26 protein-coding genes are annotated in these 26,693 nt (G+C 74.4%); 12 read left to right on the top strand and 14 right to left on the bottom strand.

The window, feature by feature from the left end:
* Both CPE01_RS10120 and CPE01_RS10115 read right to left on the bottom strand, forming a co-directional pair.
* Positions 1–2,151 (bottom strand): acetate--CoA ligase family protein, encoded by a 2,151-nt coding sequence (locus CPE01_RS10120; protein WP_246783860.1) that lies wholly within the window; start codon positions 2,149–2,151, stop codon positions 1–3.
* Positions 2,148–3,008, bottom strand: a complete 861-nt coding sequence (locus CPE01_RS10115) for a fumarylacetoacetate hydrolase family protein (protein ID WP_146806532.1) — start codon at positions 3,006–3,008, stop codon at positions 2,148–2,150. The genes CPE01_RS10120 and CPE01_RS10115 overlap by 4 nt, the downstream gene beginning before the upstream one ends.
* A gap of 115 nt (positions 3,009–3,123) precedes the next feature.
* On the opposite strand from CPE01_RS10115, the gene CPE01_RS10110 reads away from it, so the two are divergent.
* Positions 3,124–4,083: a PaaX family transcriptional regulator gene (locus tag CPE01_RS10110; RefSeq protein ID WP_146806531.1), complete on the top strand. Its 960-nt coding sequence runs from the start codon at positions 3,124–3,126 to the stop codon at positions 4,081–4,083.
* 27 nt (positions 4,084–4,110) lie between these two features.
* Here CPE01_RS10110 and CPE01_RS10105 read toward each other — a convergent pair whose 3' ends face one another.
* The 5 genes from CPE01_RS10105 to CPE01_RS10085 all read right to left on the bottom strand — a co-directional run bounded on the left by CPE01_RS10105 (position 4,111) and on the right by CPE01_RS10085 (position 9,689).
* On the bottom strand, positions 4,111–5,043 hold the full coding sequence (locus CPE01_RS10105; protein WP_443092627.1) for an SDR family NAD(P)-dependent oxidoreductase: 933 nt from the start codon (positions 5,041–5,043) through the stop codon (positions 4,111–4,113).
* On the bottom strand, positions 5,040–5,549 hold the full coding sequence (locus CPE01_RS10100; protein WP_146806530.1) for a MaoC family dehydratase: 510 nt from the start codon (positions 5,547–5,549) through the stop codon (positions 5,040–5,042). The genes CPE01_RS10105 and CPE01_RS10100 overlap by 4 nt, the downstream gene beginning before the upstream one ends.
* 63 nt (positions 5,550–5,612) lie before the next feature.
* On the bottom strand, positions 5,613–6,803 hold the full coding sequence (locus CPE01_RS10095) for a thiolase family protein (protein WP_146806529.1): 1,191 nt from the start codon (positions 6,801–6,803) through the stop codon (positions 5,613–5,615).
* Positions 6,800–8,560 (bottom strand): AMP-binding protein, encoded by a 1,761-nt coding sequence (locus tag CPE01_RS10090; RefSeq protein WP_146806528.1) that lies wholly within the window; start codon positions 8,558–8,560, stop codon positions 6,800–6,802. Before CPE01_RS10090 ends, CPE01_RS10095 begins: the two co-directional genes overlap by 4 nt.
* A 154-nt stretch (positions 8,561–8,714) precedes the next feature.
* The gene (locus tag CPE01_RS10085) at positions 8,715–9,689 is read right to left on the bottom strand and encodes a PaaX family transcriptional regulator (RefSeq protein WP_186811494.1); all 975 of its coding nucleotides are present in this window, start codon (positions 9,687–9,689) and stop codon (positions 8,715–8,717) included.
* 189 nt (positions 9,690–9,878) lie between these two features.
* Between CPE01_RS10085 and CPE01_RS10080 the strand changes: the two genes are divergently transcribed.
* From CPE01_RS10080 to CPE01_RS10065, 4 genes are read left to right on the top strand one after another with little or no spacing between them, the layout of a single operon-like run.
* Complete coding sequence (locus CPE01_RS10080; protein WP_146806526.1) at positions 9,879–10,886, top strand: ABC transporter substrate-binding protein; 1,008 nt, start codon at positions 9,879–9,881, stop codon at positions 10,884–10,886.
* A 5-nt stretch (positions 10,887–10,891) separates the two neighbouring features.
* Complete coding sequence (locus tag CPE01_RS10075) at positions 10,892–11,803, top strand: ABC transporter permease (RefSeq protein ID WP_246783859.1); 912 nt, start codon at positions 10,892–10,894, stop codon at positions 11,801–11,803.
* Complete coding sequence (locus tag CPE01_RS10070) at positions 11,803–12,588, top strand: ABC transporter permease (protein ID WP_146806525.1); 786 nt, start codon at positions 11,803–11,805, stop codon at positions 12,586–12,588. The genes CPE01_RS10075 and CPE01_RS10070 overlap by 1 nt, the downstream gene beginning before the upstream one ends.
* Complete coding sequence (locus CPE01_RS10065) at positions 12,581–13,387, top strand: ABC transporter ATP-binding protein (RefSeq protein WP_146806524.1); 807 nt, start codon at positions 12,581–12,583, stop codon at positions 13,385–13,387. Before CPE01_RS10070 ends, CPE01_RS10065 begins: the two co-directional genes overlap by 8 nt.
* Before the next feature lie 54 nt (positions 13,388–13,441).
* Here the strand turns inward: CPE01_RS10065 and CPE01_RS10060 are convergent, their stop codons facing one another.
* Genes CPE01_RS10060 through CPE01_RS10045 form a run of 4 tightly spaced genes read right to left on the bottom strand, consistent with a single transcriptional unit; the run spans position 13,442 to position 16,631 of the window.
* Positions 13,442–13,888 carry a MarR family winged helix-turn-helix transcriptional regulator gene (locus tag CPE01_RS10060; protein WP_146806523.1) on the bottom strand — a complete coding sequence of 149 codons (447 nt, stop codon included), beginning with the start codon at positions 13,886–13,888 and terminating at the stop codon, positions 13,442–13,444.
* Between the two features lie 22 nt (positions 13,889–13,910).
* Complete coding sequence (locus CPE01_RS10055; RefSeq protein WP_146806522.1) at positions 13,911–14,681, bottom strand: maleylpyruvate isomerase family mycothiol-dependent enzyme; 771 nt, start codon at positions 14,679–14,681, stop codon at positions 13,911–13,913.
* A gap of 1 nt (position 14,682) precedes the next feature.
* A complete protein-coding gene (locus CPE01_RS10050; protein ID WP_246783858.1) occupies positions 14,683–15,552 on the bottom strand; it encodes a fumarylacetoacetate hydrolase family protein in 870 nt (289 codons plus the stop codon).
* A complete protein-coding gene (locus CPE01_RS10045; protein ID WP_246783873.1) occupies positions 15,549–16,631 on the bottom strand; it encodes a cupin domain-containing protein in 1,083 nt (360 codons plus the stop codon). Before CPE01_RS10045 ends, CPE01_RS10050 begins: the two co-directional genes overlap by 4 nt.
* A 245-nt stretch (positions 16,632–16,876) precedes the next feature.
* Here CPE01_RS10045 and CPE01_RS10040 point away from each other — a divergent pair, with 245 nt between their 5' ends.
* The 6 genes from CPE01_RS10040 to CPE01_RS10015 all read left to right on the top strand — a co-directional run bounded on the left by CPE01_RS10040 (position 16,877) and on the right by CPE01_RS10015 (position 22,298).
* Positions 16,877–17,911, top strand: a complete 1,035-nt coding sequence (locus CPE01_RS10040; protein WP_186811493.1) for an SMP-30/gluconolactonase/LRE family protein — start codon at positions 16,877–16,879, stop codon at positions 17,909–17,911.
* A 169-nt stretch (positions 17,912–18,080) separates the two neighbouring features.
* A complete protein-coding gene (locus CPE01_RS10035) occupies positions 18,081–18,497 on the top strand; it encodes a DUF1905 domain-containing protein (RefSeq protein WP_146806519.1) in 417 nt (138 codons plus the stop codon).
* Positions 18,498–18,527: 30 nt separating this feature from the next.
* Positions 18,528–19,070, top strand: coding sequence for a DUF3237 domain-containing protein (locus tag CPE01_RS10030; protein WP_146806518.1), 543 nt, complete (start codon positions 18,528–18,530; stop codon positions 19,068–19,070).
* Positions 19,067–20,365, top strand: a complete 1,299-nt coding sequence (locus tag CPE01_RS10025; protein WP_146806517.1) for a flavin-dependent oxidoreductase — start codon at positions 19,067–19,069, stop codon at positions 20,363–20,365. Before CPE01_RS10030 ends, CPE01_RS10025 begins: the two co-directional genes overlap by 4 nt.
* 66 nt (positions 20,366–20,431) lie before the next feature.
* Positions 20,432–21,253: a TspO-related membrane protein gene (locus tag CPE01_RS10020; protein WP_146806516.1), complete on the top strand. Its 822-nt coding sequence runs from the start codon at positions 20,432–20,434 to the stop codon at positions 21,251–21,253.
* A gap of 97 nt (positions 21,254–21,350) precedes the next feature.
* Positions 21,351–22,298 (top strand): NAD(P)-dependent alcohol dehydrogenase, encoded by a 948-nt coding sequence (locus CPE01_RS10015; RefSeq protein WP_146806515.1) that lies wholly within the window; start codon positions 21,351–21,353, stop codon positions 22,296–22,298.
* A gap of 25 nt (positions 22,299–22,323) precedes the next feature.
* Here the strand turns inward: CPE01_RS10015 and CPE01_RS10010 are convergent, their stop codons facing one another.
* Complete coding sequence (locus CPE01_RS10010; protein WP_146806514.1) at positions 22,324–23,400, bottom strand: hypothetical protein; 1,077 nt, start codon at positions 23,398–23,400, stop codon at positions 22,324–22,326.
* Positions 23,397–24,014 (bottom strand): RNA polymerase sigma factor, encoded by a 618-nt coding sequence (locus CPE01_RS10005; protein ID WP_246783857.1) that lies wholly within the window; start codon positions 24,012–24,014, stop codon positions 23,397–23,399. Before CPE01_RS10005 ends, CPE01_RS10010 begins: the two co-directional genes overlap by 4 nt.
* A gap of 169 nt (positions 24,015–24,183) precedes the next feature.
* On the opposite strand from CPE01_RS10005, the gene CPE01_RS10000 reads away from it, so the two are divergent.
* Positions 24,184–26,103: a heavy metal translocating P-type ATPase gene (locus CPE01_RS10000; protein ID WP_146806512.1), complete on the top strand. Its 1,920-nt coding sequence runs from the start codon at positions 24,184–24,186 to the stop codon at positions 26,101–26,103.
* A 17-nt stretch (positions 26,104–26,120) separates the two neighbouring features.
* On the opposite strand, the gene CPE01_RS09995 is transcribed toward CPE01_RS10000, so the two are convergent.
* Positions 26,121–26,693 (bottom strand): dienelactone hydrolase family protein (locus tag CPE01_RS09995; RefSeq protein ID WP_146806511.1); only part of this gene is annotated, 573 nt, incomplete at its 5' end.

Below are 26,693 nucleotides of genomic sequence, written 5' to 3'. Positions count from 1 at the left end.
TCAGGGTTCGGTCACGACGAGCGCGTCGAGCGCGAGCGGGCCGTCGGGCGTCACGCGGACGGGGTTCAGGTCGACCTCGGTGACGTCGCCGTGGTCGACGATCAGGTCGCCGACCGCGCGCAGGACGGTGGCCAGGGCCGCGATGTCGACCGGCGGCGCTCCGCGGAAGCCCGCGAGCACGGCGGACGGCAGCGCGCGGACCATCTCCTCGCTGCGCTCGGGCGACAGCGGCGCGAGTCGCAGCACGGGCTCGCGGCCGAGCTCGGCGGCCACCCCGCCCAGGCCCAGCAGGACGACCGGACCGAACGCCGGGTCACGCACCGCGCCGACGATCAGCTCGGTGCCCGGAGCCGCCATCTCCTCGAGCAGGTAGCGCCGGGACGCGTCCGCGCCCGCGGGAGCGGTCGTGCCGGAGGGGATCGCGTCGATGGCGTCGAGCGCCCGGTCGAGGGCTACGGGGTCGTGCACGCCGACGTGCACGCCGCCCACGTCGGACTTGTGCGTGACCGCGGCGTCGAGCACCTTGACGACGACGCGCACGCCGTCGCGGGTCAGGTCCGCGAGCGCGGCGTGGGCCTGCGCGCGGTCGTCGGCCACGCGGCGGGCCGGGCAGCGCACGCCGAGCGACTCGAGCAGCGACTTGGCCTCGTGCTCGTCGAGCGCTCGTCCCACCGTGCGCGAGGCGGGCGCGGGCGGGGCGTCCGGGACCGCGCGCAGCCGGGCATCGGCGACGACCGCGGCGAGGCCGGTCGCGAGCTCACCCGGCCCGCCGAGCGTCGGGATGCCGGCGTCGGCCAGCGCGGCGGCTCGCTGCTCGATCGCGTCCTGTGGCCCGCCGGTCGCGAACAGCACCCGACCCGCGGCGGGGCCCAGGGCCGCGACGGGGTCGAGCGCGCCCGGCTCGTCGAGCGCGTACACCCCCAGCACGTCGATCCCGGGGTCGCCCGCGACCGCTGCCAGGACCTGCCCGAACTCGGGCGACGGCCTGCCGGTGTCGACCGGGTTGCGCTGGAACGTCAGCGGCGGCAGGAGCTCGGTGAGGCGCTGCTGCGTCGCGGCGGTGAGCGGAGGCAGCTCGATCCCACGCGCCCCGAGCGCGTCGGTGACGACCAGCCCGGGCCCGGCCTGGCCGGTGAGCAACCCGACGCCGACGCGCGTCGCTACGGGCAGGCGCACCGCACGCAGCGCGACGAGCGCGGCGACGAGCTCCTCGAGGCTGTCGACGACGACCGCCCCCGCCTGTGCGAGCGCCGCGCGCGTCACCCCGTACGAGCCGATCATCGCGCCGGTGTGCGACCGGGCGAACTCGGAGACGTCCGAGCGCCCGACCTTGAACGCCACGACGGGCTTGCGCGCGGTCGTGCGCCGCAGCGCGGCCACCAGCGCCGGGCCGTCGCCGACCCCTTCGACGTGCAGGCCGACGGCCGTGGTGGCGTCGTCGTCCGCGAGCAGGTCCAGCACCTCGGGGAAGTCCACGTCGACCGCGTTGCCGAGCCCGACGCCGAGCCGCAGCCCGACACCGGCGCGTGCGAGCAGGAACGCGAGGGTCAGGTTCACGCCGCCGGACTGCGCGACGATGCTCACGGTGCCGGGCGTGAGGTCGGCGACCGCCGGCATGAAGTTCGCGGTCACACGGTCGACGGGGTTCATGAAGCCCGACGTGTTCGGCCCGAGCAGCCTGATCCCGGCCTCGCGCGCCACGCTCGCCGCGCGCTCCTGGACCGCCGCGCCCTGCGGCCCGGACTCCGCGAACCCGCCCGCGCACACCACGGCCGCGCGTACCCCGGCCGCGGCGGCGTCCTCGAGCGCGGCGGGGACGGCCACGGGCGGGACGACGAGCACCGCGAGGTCCACGTCCGAGGACTCGCGCAGCGACGTGAGGACCGGGCGCCCGAGGATCTCGCCGCCGCGTGGGTTCACCGGGTGCAGCGCACCGGGGAACCGCCGCAGGGCCTGGAGCATCGCGTGACCGGCCTTGTCGGGCTGGGCGGACGCGCCGACGACCGCGATGCTCGCGGGCCGGAACAGCGGGTCGAGCCCGTACGGTGCGGGCGGCGCGGCCGGCCCTGTCGTCGACGCCGGCCCCGTGGCTGCGGGCCTCGTCGCAGGCGCCAGCGTCGTCCGGGCGTCGGCCGACGGGACGGTGGTCACCGGTGCCCCGGGCGGTCCGCGTAGGCGATCGCGCCCTCGTCGGTCACGCCGACGACGAGCCGTCCGAGCCGCTCGATCTCGACCGCGACCCGCTGCCCGGCGGCGATCGGCCCGACGCCCGCGGGCGTGCCGGTCGCGATGACGTCCCCGGGGTGCAGGGTCATCACATGGCTCGTGTAGGCGATGAGCTCGGCCACGTCGTAGATGAGGTCGGACGTGGACGCGTGCTGGCGCAGCTCGTCGTCGACCCAGCACCGCAGCTCGAGCGCGCCGGGGTCGGGCACGTCGTCGGCCGTCGTGACCCACGGGCCGAGCGGCGTGAACGTGTCGAAGGACTTGCGCGTCGAGCGGTCCTCGCCCGAGCGGACGGTGATGTCGAGGACGGGCGCGTAGCCGAAGACGTGCTCGAGCGCGCGCTCGGCCGGGACCCGGCTCGCGGTGCGGCCGATCACCACGCCGAGCTCGCCCTCGTGGTCGGTGCGCAGGTCGAGGTACGGCAGCCGGATCTGCTCGTTCGGCCCGATCACCGACGAGGTCGCCTTGAGGAACACCCCGAAGTCGGCGATGGTGCGCTGCTCGCCCATCTCGGCCTTGTGGTCGAGGTAGTTCACGGGCGCGCCGACGACCTTGCCGGGCCGCGCGATCGGCGCCGCGAGCCGCCCGGTGTCCAGCGGCTGCGACGGCAGCGCGTCGAGGTCGAGCGCGTGCAGCGCGTCGAGGGACCCGCCCCGCTCGAGGAACGCCAGGAGGGGCCCACCGGCCCCGGGTCCGGCGATCCCGAGGGCGTCGGTCACGTCGACCGAGCGGTCGTCCAGGACGGCGAGCAGGCGCGCGTCGACGGTGCTGGCTAGCTTCATCGCTGTCGCTCCCGTGCGTCGGTCGAACGTGACATCACTATCTGCGGGCGGCGTAGAATGTGTCAAGCATCGGCGCCGTCGGCACCGAGCGTGGTCGACGAGAGGGGAGCCGCCCGTGGCGCGGACGAGCGAGAGCGGCACGCGCATCCCGCGCACGCGTCAGGGATCGCCACCGAGCCTGCTGCTCACGCTCCTGGGCGACTACTGGTGGGGCCAGGAGGCACCGCTGCCCTCGGCCGCGCTCGTCGACCTCCTCGCCGACTTCGGCGTGAGCGACGTCGCGGCCCGCGCGGCCCTGAGCCGCATGGTCAAGCACGGTCTGCTCGCGTCCACGCGCGAGGGCCGCCGCACGTTCTACGCGATGACGCCGCGCGCGCAGTCGATCATGCGCACGGGCGCCGAGCGCATCGTCGCGTTCGGCGCGCACGCGGACGACGACTGGGACGGCCGCTGGAGCCTGGTGGCCTTCTCCGTCCCGGAGACCAACCGCTCGGCGCGCGAGGCGCTGCGTACGCGCCTGCGCTGGCTGGGGTTCGCGCCGCTGTACGACGCGCTGTGGGTCTCGCCGCACCCGCGGCACGACCAGGCGGTCGCCGAGCTCCGCGACCTCGGCGTGACGCGCGCGACCGCGTTCGTCGCGACGTCCCCCGAGCTGTCCGCCACGACGCTCGCGCCGCAGAGCGCGTGGGACCTCGACGGCCTCGCCGACCTCTACCGCACGTTCGTCGAGACCTGGCAGCCCACGCACGCCGCGCTCGGCAAGGGCGCGATCTCCCCCGTCGACGCCCTGGTCAAGCGGACCGCGCTCATGGACGCGTGGCGCGCGTTCCCCGGCCTGGACCCGGACCTGCCGCGCCGCCTGCTGCCCGACGACTGGCCGCGCGACCTGGCCCGCCTGCTGTTCCTCGACACGTACGAGCAGCTCGGCGCACCGGCGTCGGTGCGCGTGCGGCAGGTGATCGGCGGGTACGCCCCCGAGCTCACCGACCGCGTGGTCCAGTTCTCCGTCCTGGCCGACCCGCCGGGCCCGCGTCCCACGGTCGCGCTGCGCCCCGCCGCGACCGCGGGCCGCTAGGGACAGCAGCGCACGGGACGACGAGGCTCAGGTCGCCAACGGCTCGGCCGGCAGGTCCAGCGGGGGCAGGGCGATGCCGCTCGGCTGCAGGTACGACGCGAAGGTCGTCTCCCACGCCTCGTCGATCGCGTCGGCGTCCCAGCCGCCCTCCCGGAACGTCACCCCGACCTCGCGCGGGACCGTGTAGAGCGACAGCTTGTCGCCGCCGATCCCGATCGCCTGCCCGGTGACCGCGGCGGACGCGTCGGACGCGAGCCACACGACGAGCGGCGCGACGTCCTCGGGGCCCCCGAGCGCGTGCTCCTGGCGCACGACCTGCGGCAACGGCTCGCCCCTGCTGTACGCCGCGGCGACGCCCGCGTACAGCGGGATCGTCGCGGTCATCGCCGTGATCGCGGTCGGCACGACCGCGTTGACCGTGATCCCCGCGCGCGCCAGCTCGAGCGACCACGTCCGGGCCATCGCGACGATGCCCGCCTTGGCGGCCGCGTAGCTCGTCTGCCCGAAGTTCCCGTGCTGACCCGCGGGCGAGCCGACGAGCACGATCCGCCCGCCGCGGCCCTGCTCCCGCAGGTGCACCGCGGCGGCGCGGGCGCACGTGAACGTGCCACGCAGGTGCGTCGCGATCACGGTGTCGAAGTCGTCGTCCGTGGTCTTCCACAGCACGCGGTCGCGCAGCACGCCCGCGTTCGTGACGAGCACGTCGAGCCCGCCGAACGCCTCGACGGCCGCGGCGACGAGCGCGTCCGCGGTCTCCGCGGGCCCCACCGGGGCGATCACCGCGACGGCCCGGCCGCCGCCGGCGACGATCGCGTCGACCGTCTCCTGCGCGGCGTCGCCGTTGACGTCGTTGACGACCACCCCGGCCCCGGCCGCGGCCAGCGCGCGGGCGTACGCGCGGCCCAGGCCCTGGCCGCTGCCGGTGACGATCGCGGACTTCCCGGTCAGGTCGATGCTCATGCGTAGTACCTCACGATCATGACGGAGACCGCAGCGGGCTTGGCCTGCCCCTCGACCTCGAACGTGTTCTCGTAGACGGCCTGGTGGCCGCCGGGGACGTCGGTGACCGCCGACAGGGTCGACGTCACGCGGATGCGCGAGCCCACGCGCACGGGTGCGGGGAAGCGCAGGCGGTCGAGCCCGTAGTTGATGCCGGTGCGCACGCCCGTGACCTCGACGACCTCCGCCATGAGGGGCACGACGAGCGCGAGCGTGAGGTAGCCGTGCACGATCGTCCCGCCGAACGGCGTGGTCGCTGCGTAGTCCGGGTCGACGTGGATCGGGTTGTGGTCGCCGGTGAGGTCCGCGAACTGGTTCACCTGCTCCTGGGTGATCGTGCGCCACGACGACGGGCCGAACGTGGTGCCGACGAGCGAGGGCAGGTCGGCCAGCGCGACGGTGGTCGCGGCGGTCGTCGCGGGAGGCGGCGCGTCGGCGGGGGCCTCGGTGACGGGGTCGTGGGACATCAGGGGTGCTCGCTCTCGTCGTCGGGCTGGTTCGGCAGGTCGGGTCCGGGGTCGGGCGGGCGCTCAGCCGTCGACGCGGACGACGACGGCGCCGGCGGAGTCCCCGGCAGCGCAGCCGGTGAACAGTCCGGTCCCGCCGCCGCGCGCGTGCAGCGCGTGGATCAGCTCGGTCACCGCGCGGGCGCCCGTGGGCCCCTGCGGGTGCCCGTAGACCAGCGACGACCCGTACGGGTTCATGCGCTCGAGCGGGAAGCCGGTCTGCTCGGCGAACCACAGGTCGTTGACCGCGAACGGGTTGTGCGTCGTGACCACGTCGACGTCGGCGACGTCGAGGCCCGCGTCGTGCAGCGCGCGCAGCGCCGCGGGGACGGGCGCCTTGGGCATGTACGCAGGCTCGGCCCGGGCGAAGCCCGTGGCCAGGATCTGCGCGGTGACCCCGTCGCGACCGAGCTCGCGCGCGCGTCCGGTGCTCGCGACGACGACGCCCGCGCACCCGTCCGCGGGGTGCGTCTGCGCGCCGTACGTGACCACGCCGTCCGGCGCGACGGGACGCAGCCGCGCGAGCCCTTCGGCGGTCGTCGGGAAGACGCCGTGGTCCTCCTCGACCCATGTGTCCCCGCGCCGTCCGGGGATGCGGACGGGGACCATGTACGCGCGCTGGACCGCGCGGTCGTCGGCCAGCGCGCTGCGGTACTGCTCGTAGCGCAGCAGCGCGACCTCGTCGACCTGCTCGCGCGTGTACCCCGCGGACCGCGCGGTGTTCTCGGCCGTGTCGTTCATGGACTGGCCCGTGGTCGGGTCGAGCTTCATCGGGTCGAGCACCCAGTGCTCGCTCACCGGCGCCCCACCCGGACCCGCCGCACTGCTCCAGAGCATGAGCGGGCCGTTGCTCGTGCGGTCGGTGACGACCCCGATCGTCGTCGTGTGCGCGCGCAGCTCGACCTGTGTCGCGAGGTGCTCGACCACCGCGGCCGACGTCGCGCACGCACGCGAGATCCACGGCCCGCCGTGCTCCCCTGCGCCCAGCCGTCGCGCGACACCCGTGACGCCGTAGAACGCGTACTGCTGCGGGACCGTGCACCCGAGCGTCCACTCGGTGATCTCCTGCGGGTCCAGACCGCGGTCCGCGAGCGCCCGGCCCGTGACGTCGACCGCCAGGTCCAGGCTGTTGAGCTCGGCCAGCGGACCCTGCCACTTGGCGAACGGCGAGGTCCAGGCCATGCCGAACGGGATGTGCGCGTCGGTGAACCTCATCGGCCCTGACCTCCGTCCGGGGCGCCCGCCGCGTCGACCAGCGCAGGCTGCTCGACCTCCGTGAGCCGGCGGCGCAGGCGGTGCATGTCGAGCTTGCCGCTGGGGCTGCGCGTGAGCTCGTCGAGCACGTACAGGCGCCGCGGCTTCTTGTACCCGGCGAGCCGGCGGCCCACCTCGTCCTGCACCTGCTCGGGCGCGATCTGCGTCCCGGGCGCGGGCACGACGACGGCCGTGACCACCTCGCCCCAGCGCGGGTCCGGCAGGCCGAGCACGACCGCGTCGACCACGCCGGGCAGCGCGAGCAGCACCTTCTCGACCTCGCCGGGGAAGACCTTCTCCCCGCCGGTGTTGACGACGCCCGACCCGCGCCCGAGCAGCTCGACGTAGCCGTCGCCCAGGACGCGCACCCAGTCGCCCGGCATCACGTGCCGCACGCCGTCGATCACCGGGTACGTCTCGGCCGTGCGGGCCGGGTCGTCGTGGTAGCCGAGCGGCATCGCGCCGCTGTACGCGAGCATCCCGGTCCCGCCGACCTCCGTCACCGGGGTGAGGTCGGGGGTCAGGACGACGGCGCCCGGTGCCAGGCGCAGCCGGCACGGCAGGTCGTCCGGCCCGCGCACCACGCCGTACGCGAACGGCCCTCCCTCGCTCGAGCCGATGATGTCGATGAGCGTCGCGTGCGGTGCGTGCTCGAGCAGGCGGCGCTTGAGGTCGTCGGACCAGACCATCCCGCTGCTCAGCACCGTACCGAGCGACGAGATGTCGATCCCGGCGGCCTCGGGCGAGTCCAGGACGTCGACGAGCGGTCCGACGATCGCGTTGCCCGCGACGATCAGACGCGTCACGCCATGCTCCTGGATGGCGCGCGCCGCCGCCGCAGGGTCGAATCGCGCCGCGGGCAGGAACACGACCGTGCCGCCGAGCACCATCGCGTTCATCACGTTGAACAGCGCGGTCGCGTGCATCATCGGCGGCAGGGGCAGGCACACCGTGCGGGGCAGGTCGTCGCGCGCCGCGATGCGCGTGACGTCGGCCAGGGACGTCGGCTGCGCGACGGGAAGCGACCCGTAGATCGAGAAGAGCTGACTGTCGAACAGGTTGCCGTGCGTCCAGACCACGGCCTTGGGGCGGCCGGTCGTGCCGCCGGTGAACATGAAGATCTTGTGCTCCGGCCCGCGGTCCTGGGCGGGCAGCGGCTCGGCGTCGAGCGCGCGGGCGAACAGCATGGCGTCGGTCGACGCGTCGCCGCGGCCTGGGGCGTCCTCGTCGGACGCACCGTCCGGGCGGGTCTGGCCGGGCGCCTCGTCGTGCGGTTCGTCGTGCGGCTGGTCGGGGACGACGAGCACGAGGCCGGGCAGCTCGACGCGCTGCGCCGCGTCCCGCACCGCCGCACCCAGGCTGCTCGGGTGGACGAGCGCGCTGGGGCGCGACATCTCGAGCAGCTCGGCGAGCTCGGCCCCGTGGTAGCGGAAGTTGATGTTCACGGGGATCGCACCGAGCTTGTACGCCGCGTACAGCGTGATCAGGTACTCGACGCGGTTGTACATGAAGATCGCGACCCGCGAGTCCACGCCCAGGCCGTGCGCGACGAAGGTCGCGGCGAGCCGGGCAGCGTGTTCCTCGAGGTCGGCGTACGTGAGCGTGACGCCTTGCGCGCGCACCGCGACGCGGTCGGGCACGGCCCGCGCGACGGCGTCCCAGATCGCGGCGTAGTTGGCGCGGTCGAGGTCCGGCGGGGACGACAAGACGTCTGCCACTGCTCACATCCTCGTGGGCGGGCCGCGCTGCGGCGCGACGGCTGGTGCCTGCGATCGTGCCCGCTGTGCCGCATCGACGTCAATGGTTCTCGTGACGATCGTCAGCGAGATGTCCAACGACCGCGCGATCGCGCCGGCCGCGACGGCGGTGCGCTCAGGCCGCGAGACGGCGCGCGAGCTCGGCGCGCGCGGGCTCGGTGAGCGCGGCGTGCAGACCGCGGAACACCTCGACCGAGGCGGCGCCCGGCCAGTCGGGGGCGAGGTGGTCGGCCGGGAGGCGCGGCACGGTGCGCAGCAGGTCGAGCCAGTCCGCGACCAGCGCCGTGAGGTCGCGCAACGACCCGGAGGCGTCGGGCTCCGCGCGCCGCCAGCGCGCCTGGAACTGCTCGTGGTGCGCGCGCATGGCGTCCAGCCGCCACGCGGTCCGCACGCTGCGCGCCGCCGAGAACCCCGGCACCTCGTGCGCGCGGAACGCGGCGAGCTCGAGCTCGCCGTCGTGGGACGCGGGTCCCCCGCCGTGCACCGCACCGCCCTCGTCGTCCGCCGCACGGGCCTCGTCGGGAACCGCACGGGCCGCGTCGGGAGCCGCACGCGCGTCGTCGTGCATCTCACCCAGGGCCGCGGCGACGTCGACCTCGCCCGGCGCGATCCACAGCCCGTCGCGCAGCAGCCCGAAGCCCGCCCACACGAGCTGGGCGCGCACCCGGTGGCGCACGTCCCGCCTGCTCTCGGGCACGGAGAAGGTCACGAGCGTCCAGCCGGTGCCGCGCGGCGCGAACGGGTCCTCGTCGAACACGCGGTCCCGCGCCTGTCCCAGCACCCGCTCGCTGTCGGGTGTGAGCCGGTAGACGACCGAGCGCCCGACACGCGCGGGCAGCAGCAGGCCGCGCGCCACCATCCGGCTGAGCGTGGCGCGCGTGGCGGCCTCGCCGACGCCGAGCTCGCCCAGGACGGCGATCAGCACCGACGCCGGCAGCGGGCCCGCTCCGCCCGCGAGCATGAGCTCGCCCATGAAGGCCAGGAGCAGCTGCTCGGGGCGCCGCCGGACCGCGGCAGCGGCGGGCGCGTGCTCGCCGGCGGCCTGGCGTCCGGGCGCGGGAGCGAGACCGTCCTCGGGCGCCGTGGGCATGCGGCGGATTGTCGCACGCGCGTCGTGCGAACGCACGGGACGAACGGCCCGGACGTCATTGACACACGTGACATTGAAATGCACGATTGCTGGACGAGTGTCATGCATGGTCCGAGCGCTGGTCGGTCCCGACGGCGTGCGGAGCTGCCCGTCAGTCACCCGCGATTCAACGGAGAATTGAGGACCCCCATGAACCGACGTCCCGCTCTCGTGGCGGCGCTCGTCGCGACGCTGACCCTCGGCCTCGCCGCGTGCTCGTCCGACTCGCCCAGCCAGTCACCCACCACGGCCGGTGCCGACGCGACGACCGCGCCCGCGGACGACGGCGACACCGCACCGCAGGCGGTGACGATCGGCGCGCTGACCATCAGCGAGACGGCCCCGCTGTGGGCGGCCGTCGAGGCGGGCATCTTCACCGAGCACGGCCTCGACGTGACCGTCCAGCCGATCCAGGGCGGCGCGCAGGCGATGCCGGCCCTCATCAACGGTGACATCGACTTCTCGATCGGCCAGCCGTTCGGCGCGATGCGGGCCAGCCTGCAGGGGCTCGACGTCAAGATCATCGCCAACTACGCGCAGAGCCTGACCGAGGGCGACGACATCAACTCGGTCGTCGTCGGTGCAGGCAGCGCCATCACGAGCCCCGCCGACCTCGCGGGCAAGAAGGTCTCGGTCAACTCGATCGGCGCCGCGGGCGACCTCACGATCCGCGCCGCGGTCGAGGCGGACGGCGGGGACCCGAGCTCGATCGAGTTCGTCGAGGTGGCCTTCCCGGACGCCCAGGCCCAGCTCGACGCGGGCAACATCGACGCCGCGTGGGTGCCCGAGCCGTTCGTCTCGATCATCGTCGGCGCGGGCGGCGCACGCGTCGTCGACCCGTACCAGGCCACCCTGCCGGGCCTGCCGACGCTCGTCGTGCAGACCACGGGCAAGACCGTGACCGACGACCCCGAGCTCGTCGACGCGGTGCGCGACGCGCTCACCGAGGCGTTCGCGTGGGCCGCCGAGAACGACGACGCCGTGCGGCAGTCCCTCGTCGACGAGATGAAGCTGCCCGAGCCGGCCGCGGCGAACCTGCGCTTCCCGACGTTCTCCACCGAGCTCGACGTCGACGTCCTGCAGGGCCTGTCCGACCTCGCGGTCCAGTACGAGTACTTCGACAAGGCCCCGGACCTCGACACCCTGATCGTCGAGTGAAGCAGGTGGCCGACACGGTGACCGGCCCGGACCTCGGGGGCACGCGCTCCCCGGCCCGGGCCGGCGCCCGTGCGGCCCCGCAGGGCGGGGGCATGACGAACGGGACCGCACGCGCCCCGGCGCGCCCTCGCCGCCCCGCGCGCGGGGCCGGTCGCACCGCGCTGCTCGGGTTCCTCGGCGTCGTCGGCTTCGCGCTGACGTGGGAGGTCGTCGCCCGGGCCGAGATCGTCGACCCCACCTACCTGCCGCCGTTCACGACGACGTCCGCGCGGCTGGTCACCGAGCTCGGCGACCCGACGTTCTGGTCGGCGCTCGGCGCCACCGTCGTGACGTGGGCGCTCGGGCTCGCGATCGCGGTCGTCGCCGCGGTCGTCGCCGGGACCGTGATCGGCCTGGTGCCGTTCCTGCGGCGCGCGACCCGCAGCACGGTGGAGTTCCTGCGGCCCATCCCGTCGGTCGCGATCATCCCGCTCGCCGTGCTCGTCGCCGGCCTGTCCCGTGAGGCCGCGCTCGTCGTCGTGGTCTACGCGCCGTTCTGGCAGGTGTTCAACCAGGTGATGTACGGGGTCGCGGACGTCGACACCGTCGCCGACGACACCGCACGCAGCTTCCGGCTCGGGCGGCTGCAACGCCTGCGGCACGTGGTGCTGCCGACCGCGCTGCCGTACGTCATCACCGGGTTCCGCCTCGCGGCGTCGATCGCGCTGGTCCTGACGATCACGGCCGAGCTCGTCATCGGCAACCCCGGGATCGGCCGGCAGATCGACGTGTACCGCTCCGCGCCGGACGCCCCCGGCCTGTACGCGCTCGTCCTCGTCACGGGCTTCCTCGGGCTGCTCGTGAACCTCGCGACGCGCCTCGTCGAACGACGCGTCCTGCACTGGCACCCGTCGGTCCGCAAGGAGGGTGCTCGCTGATGGCCGCCGTGCGTCGCTCGCTCGTCTCGATCGCCTTCGTCGTCGGGCTCCCCGCGATCCTCGTGCTCGCGTGGGCGCTCGCCACGCAGGACTCGACGAACCTCTACTTCCCGCCGCCGTCGCGTGTGCTCGACGCGTTCGTCACGACGTGGCTGTCCCCGGACACGCTGAAGGACGACGTGCTGCCGAGCCTCAGCCGGTTCGCGATCGGCGTGCTGCTGTCGATCGTCATCGGCATCGTCGCCGGCACCGCGATCGGCGCGACGCCATGGCTGCGCGCGCTGCTCGAGCCGATGCTCGAGTTCTTCCGCGCGATCCCGCCCGTCGTGCTCGTGCCCGTCCTCATGCTGGTGCTCGGCATCGACGACTCCATGAAGCTCGCGGTGATCGTCTCCGGCAGCGTGTGGCCCGTCCTGCTCAACACGATCGAGGGCGTCCGCGGGACCGACCCCGTGCTCGTCGACACCTCGCGGTCCTACCGGGTCCGCGGCGTCCTCGCCTACCGGTACGTCGTCCTGCCCGCCGCGAGCCCTCAGATCATGGCCGGCATCCGGCTGTGCCTGTCGATCGGCCTGATCCTCATGGTGATCTCGGAGATGTTCGCGTCGTCGTCGGGGCTCGGCTACCAGATCGTGTTCTTCCAGCGGCAGTACATGGTCGCCGAGATGTGGAGCGGCATCCTGCTGCTCGGCCTCATCGGCGTCCTCGTCGCCGCCGTCTTCCAGCTCGTCGAACGACGGGTCCTGCACTGGTACCACGGCTCGAGAGAGGTCGCACGTGGCTGAGCGAACACCCCTGCTGTCCGTCCGGGAGCTGAAGAAGACCTACCAGGGCGCCTCCGGCCCGGTCGAGGCCGTCGGCTCGATCACCTTCGACGTGCGCCCCGGTGAGCTCGTCTGCATCGTCGGCCCGTCCGGGTGCGGCAAGACGACCCTGCTCAAGTGCCTGTCCGGCCTGCTCACGCCCACCGCGGGCGCGGTCACGCTCGACGGCGCACCCGTCACCACCCCGCCCAAGAAGATGGCGCTCGTGTTCCAGGAGTACGGCCGCAGCCTCTACCCCTGGCTCACCGTCCGCGACAACGTCGCGCTGCCGCTCAAGGCCCGCGGCATGCCCAAGGCCGAACGGCGCGCCGTGGTCGAGCAGGCCGTCGCGGAGGTCGGCCTCGGCCACGCGCTGGACACCTACCCGTGGCAGCTGTCCGGCGGCATGCAGCAGCGCGTCGCGATCGCGCGCGCCGTGGCCTACCAGCCCGAGATCCTCGTCATGGACGAGCCGTTCGCGGCGGTCGACGCCCAGACCCGCGCCGACCTCGAGGACCTCGTACGACGCGTGTGGCGCGACCTCGGCGTCACCGTCCTGTTCGTCACGCACGACATCGACGAGTCCGTCTACCTGGGCGAACGCGTCCTCATGCTGTCGAGCTCGCCGACGTTCGTGCAGGAGGACCTCGCGATCGACCTGCCCGACGAGCGCGACCAGCTCACGACCCGCGCGATGCCCCGCTTCACCGAGCTCCGCACCCACGTGTACGAGCAGATCCAACGCGCCAAGCGCGGCGCCGCCACCCCCGTCCCGCACTGATCCGCAGGAACTACCCGCTCCCCAGGAGGGACGCTGCCATGTCCCCCGACCCGACTACACCGGGTCGTCTCCCACCACCTTCGTCAGGAGGCGTTGGAGGGTGGTGCGCTCGTCCGGTGTGAGCGCGGCGGTCAGGACGTCGTCGACGTGGGCGGCTGAGGCGACGACGCTGCGGAGCAGGTCGAGGCCGTCGGGGGTGAGGCGGACGACGTTGCGGCGGCGGTCGGTGGCGGCGCGGACGCGGGCGACGAGGCGGCGCGCCTCGAGCCGGGCGACGAGGCCCGCGACGGTCGAGCGGTCGAGGTCCAGGGCGTCGCACAGCTCGCGCTGACTGGCCTCACCGAGCCGGTGCAGCACGTTGAGCACGCCGAACTGGACGTTGGTGAGCGCCGGCCCGACCTCCTGCGCCCACGCCGCGAGGTGCACCTGCTGCGTGCGGCGCACCAGGAAGCCGGTGTGCCGGGCGAGGTCGAGCGGCAGCGGGTCGGTCACGACGGTCATGGTGCCAGCGCTCGGAGCCGGCTCACAGCCACCGCGGCGGCGGCGGGACGGGCGAGCCGGCCACCGAGGTGAGCAGGGGGCCGCCGCCCCGGCCCGTCGCCCACTGCGCGAGATCTGCGGCGCGGCCGCGCAGGTGAGGCCGCCCCTCGTCGTCACCGTTCGGGCCGACCGCACCCCAGGCCGTGCCCGCGGGACGGTCCGTGGGTTCGAGCAGCGGAACGACGACGCCCTCGGCGTCCGCCCGCGTGCGCCACAGGCGCGTGACGTCGGCGAGCAGGGCGTCGACGAGCTCGGCGGGGAACTGGCGGAAGGACGCGCCGTTGTCGAGGTCGACCGCGTGCACCCAGACCTCGCGCGTGCGCATCCAGACCGTCTCGCTCGCCGGCACGACGCGCCCCTGCGCGGTGCGCACCTGCGCGCGCCACGCCTCGTCGGACAGGTCACGCCACTCGACGTTGAGGTGCACGGCCGCGTGCGCGGACAGGTTCCGCAGCGCGCGCGCAGGCTGCGTCGCGCCGTACTCGATCTCCGCGTCACGCTCCTCGCGCGAGGCGTACATCGGGGTCTCGACGCCCGTGGCAGCCCACTCGGTCAGGCGGGTCAAGGCGCGCGCGTTGAGGCCCACGTGCGCGACGACGTGGCGGCGCGTCCAGCCCGGGACGAGGGACGGCGCGTCGAGCTCGTCGTTCGCGAGCTCGTTGAGCTTGCGGGAGAAGTACGCCTGGCCGCGCCGGGCCAGGAGCAGCGCCGCGCGCAGGTCCGGGTCGGTCGTCCTGTCGGTGCGCGCGACCACGTCAGACCTCCGCCACGACGGCGTTGCGGAGCTCGCCCAGCCCCGTGACCGTCGTGGTCAACGTGTGGCCCGGACGCAGGTAGCGCGGGGGTGTGCGCGCGTGGCCGACGCCGCCGGGCGTGCCCGTCGCGATGACGTCGCCCGGGTGCAGCGTGACGATCTGCGAGATGTACGCGACGAGGGCGGCCGGGCCGAACACCATGTCCTCGACCGCGGTGTGCTGGACCTGCTCGTCGTCGACGAGCGTGCGCAGCTCGCCCGCGAGCGCGCCGTCGTCGTCGACCGTCAGCCACGGGCCGAACGGGGTGGTCGCCTCGAACGTCTTGCCCTGCAGCCACTGCGCCGTGCGGTACTGGTAGTCGCGCATCGTCACGTCGTTGAGCACCGCGTGGCCCGCGATCGCCTCGCGTGCCGCGGTCTCGTCGAGCCGCCGGGCACGCGTCCCGACGACGACCGCGACCTCACCCTCCCAGTCGACGGCGTCGGCCGCGTGGGCGGGCAGGACGATCGGGTCGTACGGGCCGATCAGCGCCTCGGGGTACTTGGCGAACAGCGTCGGGTGAATGGGCAGCTCGCGGCCCATCTCGAGGATGTGGTGGCGGTAGTTGAGTCCGACGCACACCACCTTCGACGGCCGCAGCACGGGCGGCGCCCATGCGTGCGGCGCGAGGTCCGCGAGCGCGTGCCGGGGTCCGTCCGTGGTCGCGGCGCGGCCGCGCCAGCCCGGGTCGGCCAGGAGCGCGCCGACGTCGGGCGCGCCGAGCTCGACCGCGACCTCGTCGTCGATCCGCACCGCGACGGTCCGGTGGCCCGTTCCGGTGCCGGCCCCCGTGCTGGACGCGTCCGCGACCCGCAGGGTCGCGAGCCTCACGGCAGGTCCTCGTTGCGCTGGCCGGGGACGTAGGTGCGCGTGAACTGCAGGCGGTCGATGATCGGGCCGTCGCTGAAGCGGAACAGGTCGAACTGCGAGTCCGCGTGCAGCGACCACGGCACCCAGCTCGGCACGGCGAACAGGTCGCCGGTCCCCACGCGGTGCTCGGTCCCGCCGAGCACGACCGTCCCGTCGCCCTCGAACACCTGCCACACCGACGAGCCGACCTCGTGCCGTGCGGGCGTCTCGGCGCCCGCACGCAGGCGGTGGAACTCGCAGCGCAGCGTCGGCATCACGTCGCCGCCCGTGGTCGGGTTGGTGTACCGGATCGCGGCGTGACCCTGCTCGACGGTGGCCGGGTAGCCCTCGTCCTCGAGCCGCAGCTGCTCGGTGAGCGCGCGGTCCGTGTGCTCCCAGCGGTACGCGGACAACGGCGAGCTCGTCTGGTCCTCCAGGCCGGACAGCGGGCGCAGGCCGGGGTGCGCCCACAGCCGCTCCGCGCGCGAGACGTCCGGCGACGCCTCGTCGGTCACGCGCTCGGAGCCGAACTCGAAGAAGCCGACGTCCGCGTAGTGCGAGAACGGGACGTCGAGGCCGTCGATCCAGGCCATCGGCTGGTCGGTGTCGTTGTGGTGACCGTGGAAGTTCCACCCGGGCGTCAGCAGCAGGTCGCCGCGCCGCATCGCGACCGGGTCGCCGTTGACGACCGTCCACACGCCCTCGCCCTCGACGACGAAGCGGAACGCGTTCTGGCTGTGCCGGTGCTCGGGGGCGGTCTCGTGACCGCCGAGGTACTGGATCGCGCACCACAGCGTGGGCGTCGCGTAGGCGGTGCCGGGCAGGCCCGGGTTCGCCAGGCCGAGCGCGCGTCGCTCGCCACCGCGCCCGACCGGCACGAGCTCGCCCGAGCGCTCGGCGATGTCGTAGAGCGTCTTCCACCGCCAGACGTGCGGGACCGCCTTGGGCGCGGGCGACAGAGGCATGAGGTCGTCCCGCTGGGTCCACAGCGGGGCGAGGTCGTTGGCCGCGAAGTCGGCGTAGAGCTGCTGGAGCTCGGGGGTGTCGGCCGTGCCGTCCATCTGGTCCACGATGCGCTCCTCGATGACGTCGTCGTCAGTCGTTGGTATACCAACGATAACCGCGAGCCGCCCCGCCCGGAAGGGCTCGGCGGCGTCCAGCCACCGGCCACCCCCTGGCAGCACCGGGACGGGGTTCCTACAGTGAGGGCGCGCCGGTTCGTCCCGTTCTGACCGGTCGCTCTTCGGACGGTGACGGCGGGGGCCCGCACCCGATGGGACGCCTCGACCCCGCCGCAGGGGACCGCATGCGCTCCAGGCTCACCACCTCGCTCGCCGCCGCCGTCATGGCGCTCACGCTCGTCACCGCCGTCCCGGCGGCCGCGCACGGGCCCGGCCACCCCGGCCCCGGCCACCACGCTCCCGGGCTTCCCGGCCACGGGCCCGGCCACCACCACCGCCCGACGACGTACCTCCTGGACCCCGTCGGCCCCGCCGCCGACGACGTCTACCCCGAGGGCGTCGCCGCGCACGGCGACCACTTCTACGTCAGCAGCACCACCGACGGCACGATCTACCGGGGTGACCTGGACGAGCCGACCGCGACGCCGTTCCTGCCGGGCGGCCAGGACGGCCGCGTGATCGCGGTCGGGCTCAAGGTCGACGGCCGCACGCTGCTCGTCGCGGGCGGCTTCACGGGCCGCGTGTGGGCGTACGACCTGCGGACCCGTGTGCTCACCGGGTCGTGGGAGGTCGTGCAGGACGGCACGCCGACGTTCGTCAACGACCTGGCGATCAGCCCGCGCGGCGACATCTACGTGACGGACTCGATGCGCCCGGTCCTCTACAAGATCGACGCTCGCGAGAAGCGGACGACGAGCACCGAGCTGCTCGAGCCCGTCGTGTCGTTCGAGGGCACCGAGTTCACCTACGACCAGGACGTCAACGCCAACGGCCTGGTGATCTCGCCCGACGGGAGGACCGCGGTCGTCGCCAAGACGCGCACCGGGCAGCTGTTCCGCGTGGGGCTGACCGACGGCCGCGTCTCGGTCGTCGACCTGCACGGCGGCTCGGTCCAGGGTGACGGCCTGCTGCTCGACGGCCACCGTCTGCTCGCTGCCGAGTGGACCGCCGGCAGCCCGCAGTCGGTGGTCGCCGTCGACCTCGACCGGAGCTTCACCGAGGGCCGGGTCGTCTCGCGGACGTCGGACCCGTCGTTCGACGACCCGACGACGATCGCGCGGGCCGGACGCGACCTGCTCGTCGTGAACAGCCAGTTCGACACCCGCACCGCGGGCGGCACACCCGAGCCGTTCACGGTCTCCCGCATCCCGATCCCCTGATGCCGCGCCGCGTGCTCGCGCGCAACGGGTGGGGATGCGCTCGCTGAGCGAGCGCATCCCCACCCACCACGCGCGCCGTTGCCGAGGTACGACGTCCAGCGCGGCGGGCGCGGCAGCCGCGCCGCTGGCGCCCTCGCCCGGTGTCGGACGGCGCTGTCATGCTGGCCGGGTGGAGCTGCGGTTCAGCGGCGAGGTGATCTGGTGGCGCGGTCCGGCGCCCCACCACTTCGTCGTGCTCCCGGACCCGGAGGCCGGCCGGCTGCGGGCCGTCGCGTCACGCGTGACGTACGGCTGGGGCTGCATCCCGGCGACGGTGACGCTCGGGGGCACGACCTTCACCACGTCGATCTTCCCCAAGGACGGCGGGTTCCGCGTGCCGCTCAAGGTCGCGGCTCGTCGGGCGGAGGGTGTCGAGCTGGGCGACGACGTCGACCTCCTCGTGGTCGTCCCGGAACCCGACGGGCCGCCGGACGAACCGGACGACGAGTCTGCGGCCACGCCACCGCCGTCGCCGTCTCAGCGCCCGCTGCACGACCCGGCGGACGACGACGACTACTACGACCCGGCACGGACGCCGCCCCGGTAGGGTTCGGTGCCCGAGGCCCGGGGAGGACACGTGCTGGCACTGACGCCACCGCAGCTGCGGCCGTTCTGCACGCTCGAGGTCGAGCTCGCGCCGCTCCTGGACGTCGGGCCCGGTCACGGCGGCGAGCGCCGCATCGTGCCGATCGCGGGCGGACGCGTCACCGGCCGGATCAGCGGGTCGATCCTCGACGTGGGCGCGGACTGGCTGACCGTGCACGACGACGGCGTGGCCGAGATGGACGCGCGCTACGCGTTCCGGACCGACGACGGCGCGCTCGTCGAGATCGTCAACCAGGGCTTCCGGTACGGGCCGCCGGACGTCATGGCGCAGCTCGCGACGGGCGTTGCGACGCCGCCCGACGCCTACTCGATGCTCTCGACCGCCCGGCTGCAGAGCGGTCACCCGGACTACCGCTGGCTCAACCGGCTCGTGCTCGTCGGGACCGGCGCACGTCACGGCAGCACCGTGCAGGTCGACCTCTACACGCTGGACGACGCGCACACCCTGAACGCCCCGCACACCCTGGACGACCACACCCCCACCGACACCCTGGAACGAGGACCGCAGACGTGACCGAACAGCGAGTCCTGATCGCAGGCGGCGGCATCGGCGGCCTCACCGTCGCGCTCACGCTGCACCAGCTCGACGTGCCCTTCGTCGTGCTCGAGGGTGCGCGCGAGCTCGCGCCGCTCGGCGTGGGGATCAACCTGCAGCCCAACGCGGTGCGCGAGCTCGGCGACCTCGGCATCGGCGCCGACGTGCTCGACGGCATCGGCCTCGCGACGCACGAGTGGGCGCTCGTCGGTCGCAACGGCAACGACATCTACTCCGAGCCGCGCGGCCTGCGCGCGGGCTACAGCTGGCCGCAGTACGCCGTGCACCGGGGCCGCCTCCAGCTGCTGCTCGCCGACACCCTGCGCGAGCGCGCCGGCGACGACGCGCTCCTGCTCGGCCACCGCGTGACCGGGTACGAAAAGCACGGCGACGGGACGGTGAGCGTGGTCGGGACGCGCGCGGACGGCAGCCCGTTCCGCGAGCGCGGCACGCTGCTGATCGGCGCGGACGGCATCCACTCGGCGGTGCGCGCGCAGATGCACCCCGACCAGCCGCCGATCCACTGGGGCGGCACGATCATGTGGCGCGGCACGACGCAGGCACGGCCGATCCGCACGGGCGCGTCGTTCGTCGGGCTGGGCTCGGCGCGGCACCGCGTGGTCGTCTACCCGATCTCGCCAGCCGACCCCGAGACGGGCCTGGCGACGGTCAACTGGATCGCCGAGATCCGCGTCGACGAGGTCGACGACCGCGCGGCGAGCGGCTGGTTCCGGCGCGTCGAGGTCGCGGAGTTCGCGCACCACTTCGCCGACTGGACCTACGACTGGCTGGACGTGCCGGACCTCCTGGCGCGCGCCGAGGTCGCCTACGAGAACCCGATGATCGACCGCGACCCGGTGCCGACGTGGCACGACGGGCCCGTGCTGCTCGTCGGCGACGCGGCCCACGCGATGTACCCGACGGGGTCGAACGGCGCGAGCCAGGCGATCATGGACGCCCGCCTGCTCGGCGCCGCGATGCTCGAGCACGGTGTGACGCCCGACGCGCTCGCCGCGTTCGACGAGCGGCTGTGCGGCCCGATCTCGCAGCTCGTCCTGCGCAACCGCGGCGACGGCCCGTTCGGGCTGCTCGATCTCGTCGACGAGCGGTGCGGCGGGCAGTTCGACGACATCGACGACGTGGTCCCCGAGCTCGAGCGCAACGCGTTCATGGCCGGCTACAAGGCCGCCGCGGGCTTCGCGATCGAGCAGCTCAACGCCGCCGAGCCGACGATCGCGCCCGGCGCGACCCTGGGCACCCGCATCGACGCGTGAGGGCACGTCGGGGGCCCGGTGCCGTTCGGGATGCCGAGTCGGTGAAGGCTTGCCAGCCTTGACCGGATGCAGACCACGAGCGCACCGCCCGCCCACCGCGCGACCTCGGACCGGGTCCGGCAGGTCGTCGTCCTCGTCGGCGCCGTCGTCGCGATCGTCGCGGCGACCATCGGCTCAGGGGCGTTCGGCGGCGAGCCGATCGCCGAGGCCGCCGACGGCGCGCTGTCCGCGACCGCGACGCCCGTCGCGCCCGACAGCCCCGCGTTCGCGATCTGGTCGGTGATCTACGCGGGCCTCGCGGTGTTCGCGGTCGTGCAGGCGCTGCCCCGCAACGCCACCGACCCGCGACTGCGGGCCGTCGCGTGGTGGGTGCTCGCCTCGATGCTGCTCAACGCGCTGTGGATCGGCGTGGTGCAGGCCGGGTCGGTCGGTGCGAGCGTCGCGGTGATCGTCGTGCTGCTCGCGGTCCTGGCACGGCTCTTCGTCACGCTCGTGCACCTCGCGCACACCGGCGCGGTCGCCTCGACGGTCACCGACGTCACCGTCGGGCTGTACCTCGGCTGGGTCAGCATCGCGACGCTCGCGAACACCGCCGCGTTCCTCGCGGCCGCCGACGTGGGCGAGCTCGGGCTCGGTGCGACCACCTGGTCCGTGATCCTGGTGGCCGCGGGCGGCCTGCTGGCCGTCGCGTACGCGCTGTACGGCAGCAGCAGCCCGGCGGTCGTCCTCCCGGTGGGCCTGGCGATGGCGTGGGGGCTCACGTGGATCGGGGTCGGCCGCACCGACGGCCCGCTCGTCGACGAGACCGTCGCGACCGCCGCGTTCGTCGCCGCGGCCGTCGCGCTGCTCGCCCCGCTGGTCACGTCCTTCGCCGCGCGACGTCGCTGACCCCTCGTCGCCAGGATCGCCGCTGCGCACGTCGGCCGGTGACTACGCTCGCGTGACCAGCGGCACGCACGCGCCGACGCCCATCGGGAGGCCTCACGTGAAGGCAGTCGTGTACGAGCGGTACGGGGGGCCCGAGGTCCTGCGCCTGGCCGACGTGCCGACCCCGCGTCCGGCCGACGACCAGGTGCTGGTCGCGGTCGCGGCGACGTCGCTGAACCTCAGCGACTGGGAGGGTCTGCGCGGCTCACCCGCCTACGCGCGCCTCAGCGGACTCCGCGCGCCGCGTCGGCATGTCCTCGGGTCCGACATCGCCGGCACGGTCGAGGCCGTCGGGCCCGGCGTCACGCGGTTCGCGCCCGGCGACGAGGTGTACGGGGACAACCTCGCGCTCCTCGGCGGCTTCGCCGAGCACGCCGTGGTCCGCGAGCGCGACCTCGCCCTCAAGCCGGCCGGGCTGACGTTCGTCCAGGCGTCGACGATCCCGCAGGCGGGCGCGATCGCTCTCCAGGGGACGGCGCGGGCCGCCGCAGGCCGCCGCGTGCTCGTCAACGGCGCCGGCGGCGGGTCCGGGACGTTCGCGATCCAGCTCGCCAAGAAGCTCGGGGCGCACGTCACCGGCGTCGACAACGAGCACAAGCTCGACTACATGCGCTCGCTCGGCGCCGACGAGGTCGTCGACCACCGCCGCGAGGACTTCACGCGCGAGCGCTACGACCTGGTCCTCGACCTCGTCGCCCACCGGTCCGTCTTCGCCTACCGCCGCGCGCTCGCGCCGGGCGGCGTGTACCGGTGCGTCGGCGGGTCCGTGCGGTCGCTGCTGCGGGTGCTGACCGTCGGTGCCGCCGCGGGTGCCGTGACCGGGCGCTCGCTGGGTGTGCTCGTCGTGAAGCAGGGCCCGTCCCACTTCGCCCCTCTGGCCGAGAGGTGCGCCACGGGGGAGATCTCCATCCACGTCGACCACACCGTCGGGCTCGACGGCGTCGCGGACGCGCTCGCGCACGTCGGCGAGGGCCGCGCGCTCGGCAAGGTCGTCGTCACGCCGTGACCCAGCGACGTCCAACCGGAGCGGACTACCGGCCGGGCAGGCGGGGGTCGTCCAGAGAGACGGGCTCGAGGCTCTCGGCGACCTCCTGAAGCTCGGCGAGATCCGCACCGGCCACGACGAGCCGGTAGCTCACGTCGTCGGTGACCCACCGCAGCCCAGCGCCCCCCTGCTCCTGCGGCAGGTAGAGCGCGCGCACGCCCGCGACCGTCGTGAACTCCTGCTCGCCAGGCCACGCCGCCCTCGCGTCGACGGGCGTCCGGGCGGGGCTCGTGACCTCCAGGTACACGTACCCGCCCTGCTCGTACTGCACCGACCACCGGTACACCGTCCCCGTCGGGTCGTGCGGCGGGACCGGGACGGCCTCGTAGCCATCCGGCACCGCGGCGAGGCCCGTGTCGTCGAGCGCGGCGTCGAGGGTCGCGACAAGCTCCGGCACGGTCATGCCGTTCGCCTCGACGAACCAGCGGATCCCATCGGCGTCGGTCCAGGACAGGTAGTGGTGCCCGGCGGGCGGGCTCAGCACCTGCGCCGGGAACCCGCGGACGGTCGCGTCCTTGAGGATCGCCTCGGCGCCGTGGAACGGCTCGGTCACGTCGCGGTAGACGACGATCCCGCGCTTGCCGGGCTCGTCGTGCAGGACGGTGACCGGGATCGCGTCGCAGACAGCCGGACCGGAGCTCACCGCGGCGAACTCCGGTGTCCGATCCCCGACGAGGTGGAGCAGCCCGCGCACGGTGGGGATCGTCGACCACTCGCCGCGCTCGACGGGCCGGTCGGGGTCCGCCGGGCCGGGCACCGGGTCCTGCTGGTTGGAGCAGTTCGCGTCGACGGCCGCCGCCGGGATGACGCCGAGGATCCGGGCGACGGGCGACGGCCGCTCGGTGTCCTCGCGGCCGACGACGGGCACGACGACCGCGAGCGCGGCGGCGGCCACGGACAGGCCCGCGACGAGGACGACGCGGCGCGTGTGGCGGCGGGCCCGACCGAGGTTCGCGACACCGTGCCGGTCGGCGTCGACGCGCGTGCGAGCGCGGTCGAGGGAGGCGGGGTCGACGGCATCGGGTGCCACGTCGACGAGGACGGACCACGGGTCTCGCGTCATGGCTGGACTCCCAGGATCAGGACGTTCGCGGGTGTGTGGGCGGGGTCGGGTGAATGGGCCGGGTCGGGTGCCGGTGCGGTGCCCGGTGCGTGGGCGGGTCCGTCGGCGGCCTCGGTGAGCCGACGCCGGGCCCGCGACAGCCGCATCCGGAAGGTCGCCGGGCTGCACCCCGCGACCCGTGCGGCGTCGGCCGGCCCCAGACCGTCCCAGCCGACGAGGAGCAACGCCTCACGTTCGCGCCCTGTGAGCTGCGCGAGCGCGCCGAGCAGGCTCTCGCGCTCACCCACGGGCGCGTGCGGGTCGTCGTCGCGGCCCATGAGGTGGGCGACGCGGGTCAGCTCGGCCTCGAGGGCACGGCGACGCAACGACGACCGGCGCCCGTTCGCAATCGTGTTGCGGGCGACGACCAGCAACCACGGCAGGGCCGGGTCCGGTACGTCGCCCAACCGTCGCCACGCCACCAGGAACGCCTCGGCGACCACGTCCTCGGCGCCCTCGACCCCCACGTGCCGTGCCGCGTACGCCTGCACGCGCGGCGCGTTCTCGTCCCACAGGGTCGCAAACCTCGCCGCGGCGGTGTCGGGCGCCTGGCGCTCATCGCGAAGGATGCTCACATCCATGCAGTGTCCGGCAGCGCCCGGTTGTCACGCCGACCCGGACGCCCGGCGCGCCTCCTGACCGCCACCAGCGCAGCGCGCGGGAGGCACCGCCCAGCCGCTCGGCGCCGGTCAGGCGCGCCTTTCCTTGCTGGAGAAGTGCGCGCAAGAGGCGTACCAGTGAGGTATGCGCACCTACGTGGCGCGACTCGCCGCGTACCCGGTCGTGATCGCGACGCTTGCGGTCGGGCTCGTGGGCGGGGCGCTGGAGCTCGCCGGGCAGCCCACGGCCGCCCGGTGGCTGGTGTCCGCGTTCGCGGTGGTCGTCGCGCTCCTGCAGGCGCGCGGGATGGTGACCGACCTGCGGTCCGGCAGCTACGGGATCGACCTGCTCGCGGTGACGGCGATCGTCTCGACGGTCGTCGTCGGCGAGTACTGGGCGGCGCTCGTCGTGTGCCTGATGCTGTCCGGCGGCGAGGCGCTCGAGGACTACGCGGCGGGACGCGCGTCGCGCGCGCTGACCGGGCTGCTCGAGAACGCGCCCCGCATCGCGCACCGCCTCGACGGTGCGGGGCAACCCACGGACCTGCCTGTCGAGGACGTGGTGATCGGCGACCGGCTGCTCGTGCGGCCTTTCGAGGTCGTGCCGGTGGACGGCGTGCTCGAGTCCGCGAGCGCGACGCTCGACGAGTCGTCGCTCACGGGTGAGTCCCTGCCGGTCGACCGGAACCGGGCCGACGGGCTGCTGTCGGGCGCGGTCAACGGGGCCGAGGCGATCGAGATCCGCGCCACCGCGACCGCGGCGGACTCGCAGTACCAGCGCATCATCGAGCTCGTCCGCCAGGCGCGGGACTCGAAGGCGCCGTTCGTGCGCCTCGCCGACCGGGTCGCGGTGCCCTTCACGCTGGGGGCGCTGGGCCTCGCGGTCACGGCGTGGCTCGTGTCCGGTGACCCCGCCCGGCTCGCCGAGGTGCTCGTCGTCGCGACCCCCTGCCCGCTGATCATCGCCGCGCCCGTGGCGTTCATGGGCGGCATGTCGCGCTCCGCGCGGGCGGGGATCATCGTCAAGAGCAGCGGCACGCTCGAGCAGCTCGCCCAGGCTCGCACGGCCGCGTTCGACAAGACCGGGACGCTCACGTACGGCCGGCCGCGGGTCACCGAGATCCACGCGCAGGGCATCGACGCCGACGAGGTCCTGCTCCTGGCCGCCGCGGTCGAGCAGTACTCCGGGCACCCGCTCGCGGACGCCGTCGTCGACCGAGCCCGCGAGGACCTGGGGGACGTCCCACCCGCCGAGGACGTCTCCGAGACCCCGGCGCACGGCGTGCGCGGGCTCGTGGCCGGGAGGGTCGTCGTCGTGGGCCGTGCTCGGTACGTCGCGAGCCAGGCCGGCGCGGCAGACTCCGCCGGCGACGACCTGCCCCGCCCTCAGGGCGTGACGGTGGTCCACGTGGCAGTCGACGGGCGGTACGTGGGGTACCTCGCCCTTGCGGACGAGCTGCGCACCGAGGCCACCGCGACCATGGCGTCGCTGCACCGCGCGGGCATCCGCACGACCATGATGCTCACGGGCGACGGCCAGGAGGTCGCGCGCCATGTCGCCGCACGTGCCGGCATCGACGACGTGCGCGCCGAGCTGCTGCCGCAGGACAAGGTCGAGGCGATCCGCACCGCGCCGCAGCGTCCCGTGCTGATGGTCGGCGACGGCGTGAACGACGCCCCGGTGCTGGCCGCCGCGGACGTCGGCGTGGCGATGGGTGCACGCGGGTCGAGCGCCGCGAGCGAGTCCGCCGACGTCGTCATCACGCTCGACGACCTGTCGCGCGCCGCGCGCGCCGTGCACATCGGCAAGCGGACGATGCGGGTGGCCTGGCAGTCCATCGGGATCGGCCTGACGCTGTCCGTCGGTCTCATGGTGCTCGCCGCGGCCGGCCAGGTACCCGCGCTCGTCGGCGCGTGGCTCCAGGAGGCGGTCGACCTCGCGACGATCCTGTGGGCGCTGCTGGCGGTCCGGCCCAGCCGTTCGGAGCGGGCCGAGCTCGCGCAGGTGACCGCCGAGCTCGCGCTGCCGCGCGAGACCGAGCCCGTGGCCCGCGTGGCCGGCTGAGCCGGACCGCCGGCGGCTCACCCCAGGTGACGGTCGTAGAACCGGCAGGTGTCCTCGAGCTCGAACGCGGGTGTGCCGAGGTGCCCGCCGGCGTTCGCGTGCAGCGTCTTGTGCTCGCTGCCGAACGCGTCGAACAGGTCGAGCGCGGCCTCGCGGGGGTTGCCCTCGTCGTCCCACTGCAGCAGGAGCAGCACCGGGACGGTGACGTGCGCGGCCTGCGCGCGCTGTGCACGGGGCACGTAGCCCCCGGCGAAGAGCCCGATCGCCGCGATCCGCGGTTCGGTCGCCGCGAGCAGGACGCCGAGCGCCGCCCAGCCGGAGTACCCCACGGGGCCGGCGACCTCGGGCAGCGTGAGCACGGCGTCCAGCGCGGTCCGCCACTCGGGGGCGACCCGCTCGACCAGCGGTCCGACGAGCGCCTCGAGTGCTTCGTCGAGCGGCTCGCCCGCCTGCGCCGCGCGACGCACCTCGGCGCGCGCCTCGTCGTCGGCGGCGACGCGTGGCCGCACGCCGCAACCTGAGCCGTCGATGGTGGCGACCGCGTAGCCGTGCGCCGCCGTGCGGCGGGCCCGCGCCACGAGGCGCGGGTC

The sequence above is a fragment of the Cellulomonas persica genome (assembly GCF_007989825.1).
Lineage (GTDB): Bacteria > Actinomycetota > Actinomycetes > Actinomycetales > Cellulomonadaceae > Cellulomonas > Cellulomonas persica.
This window is presented reverse-complemented; position numbering and strand designations above follow the sequence as displayed.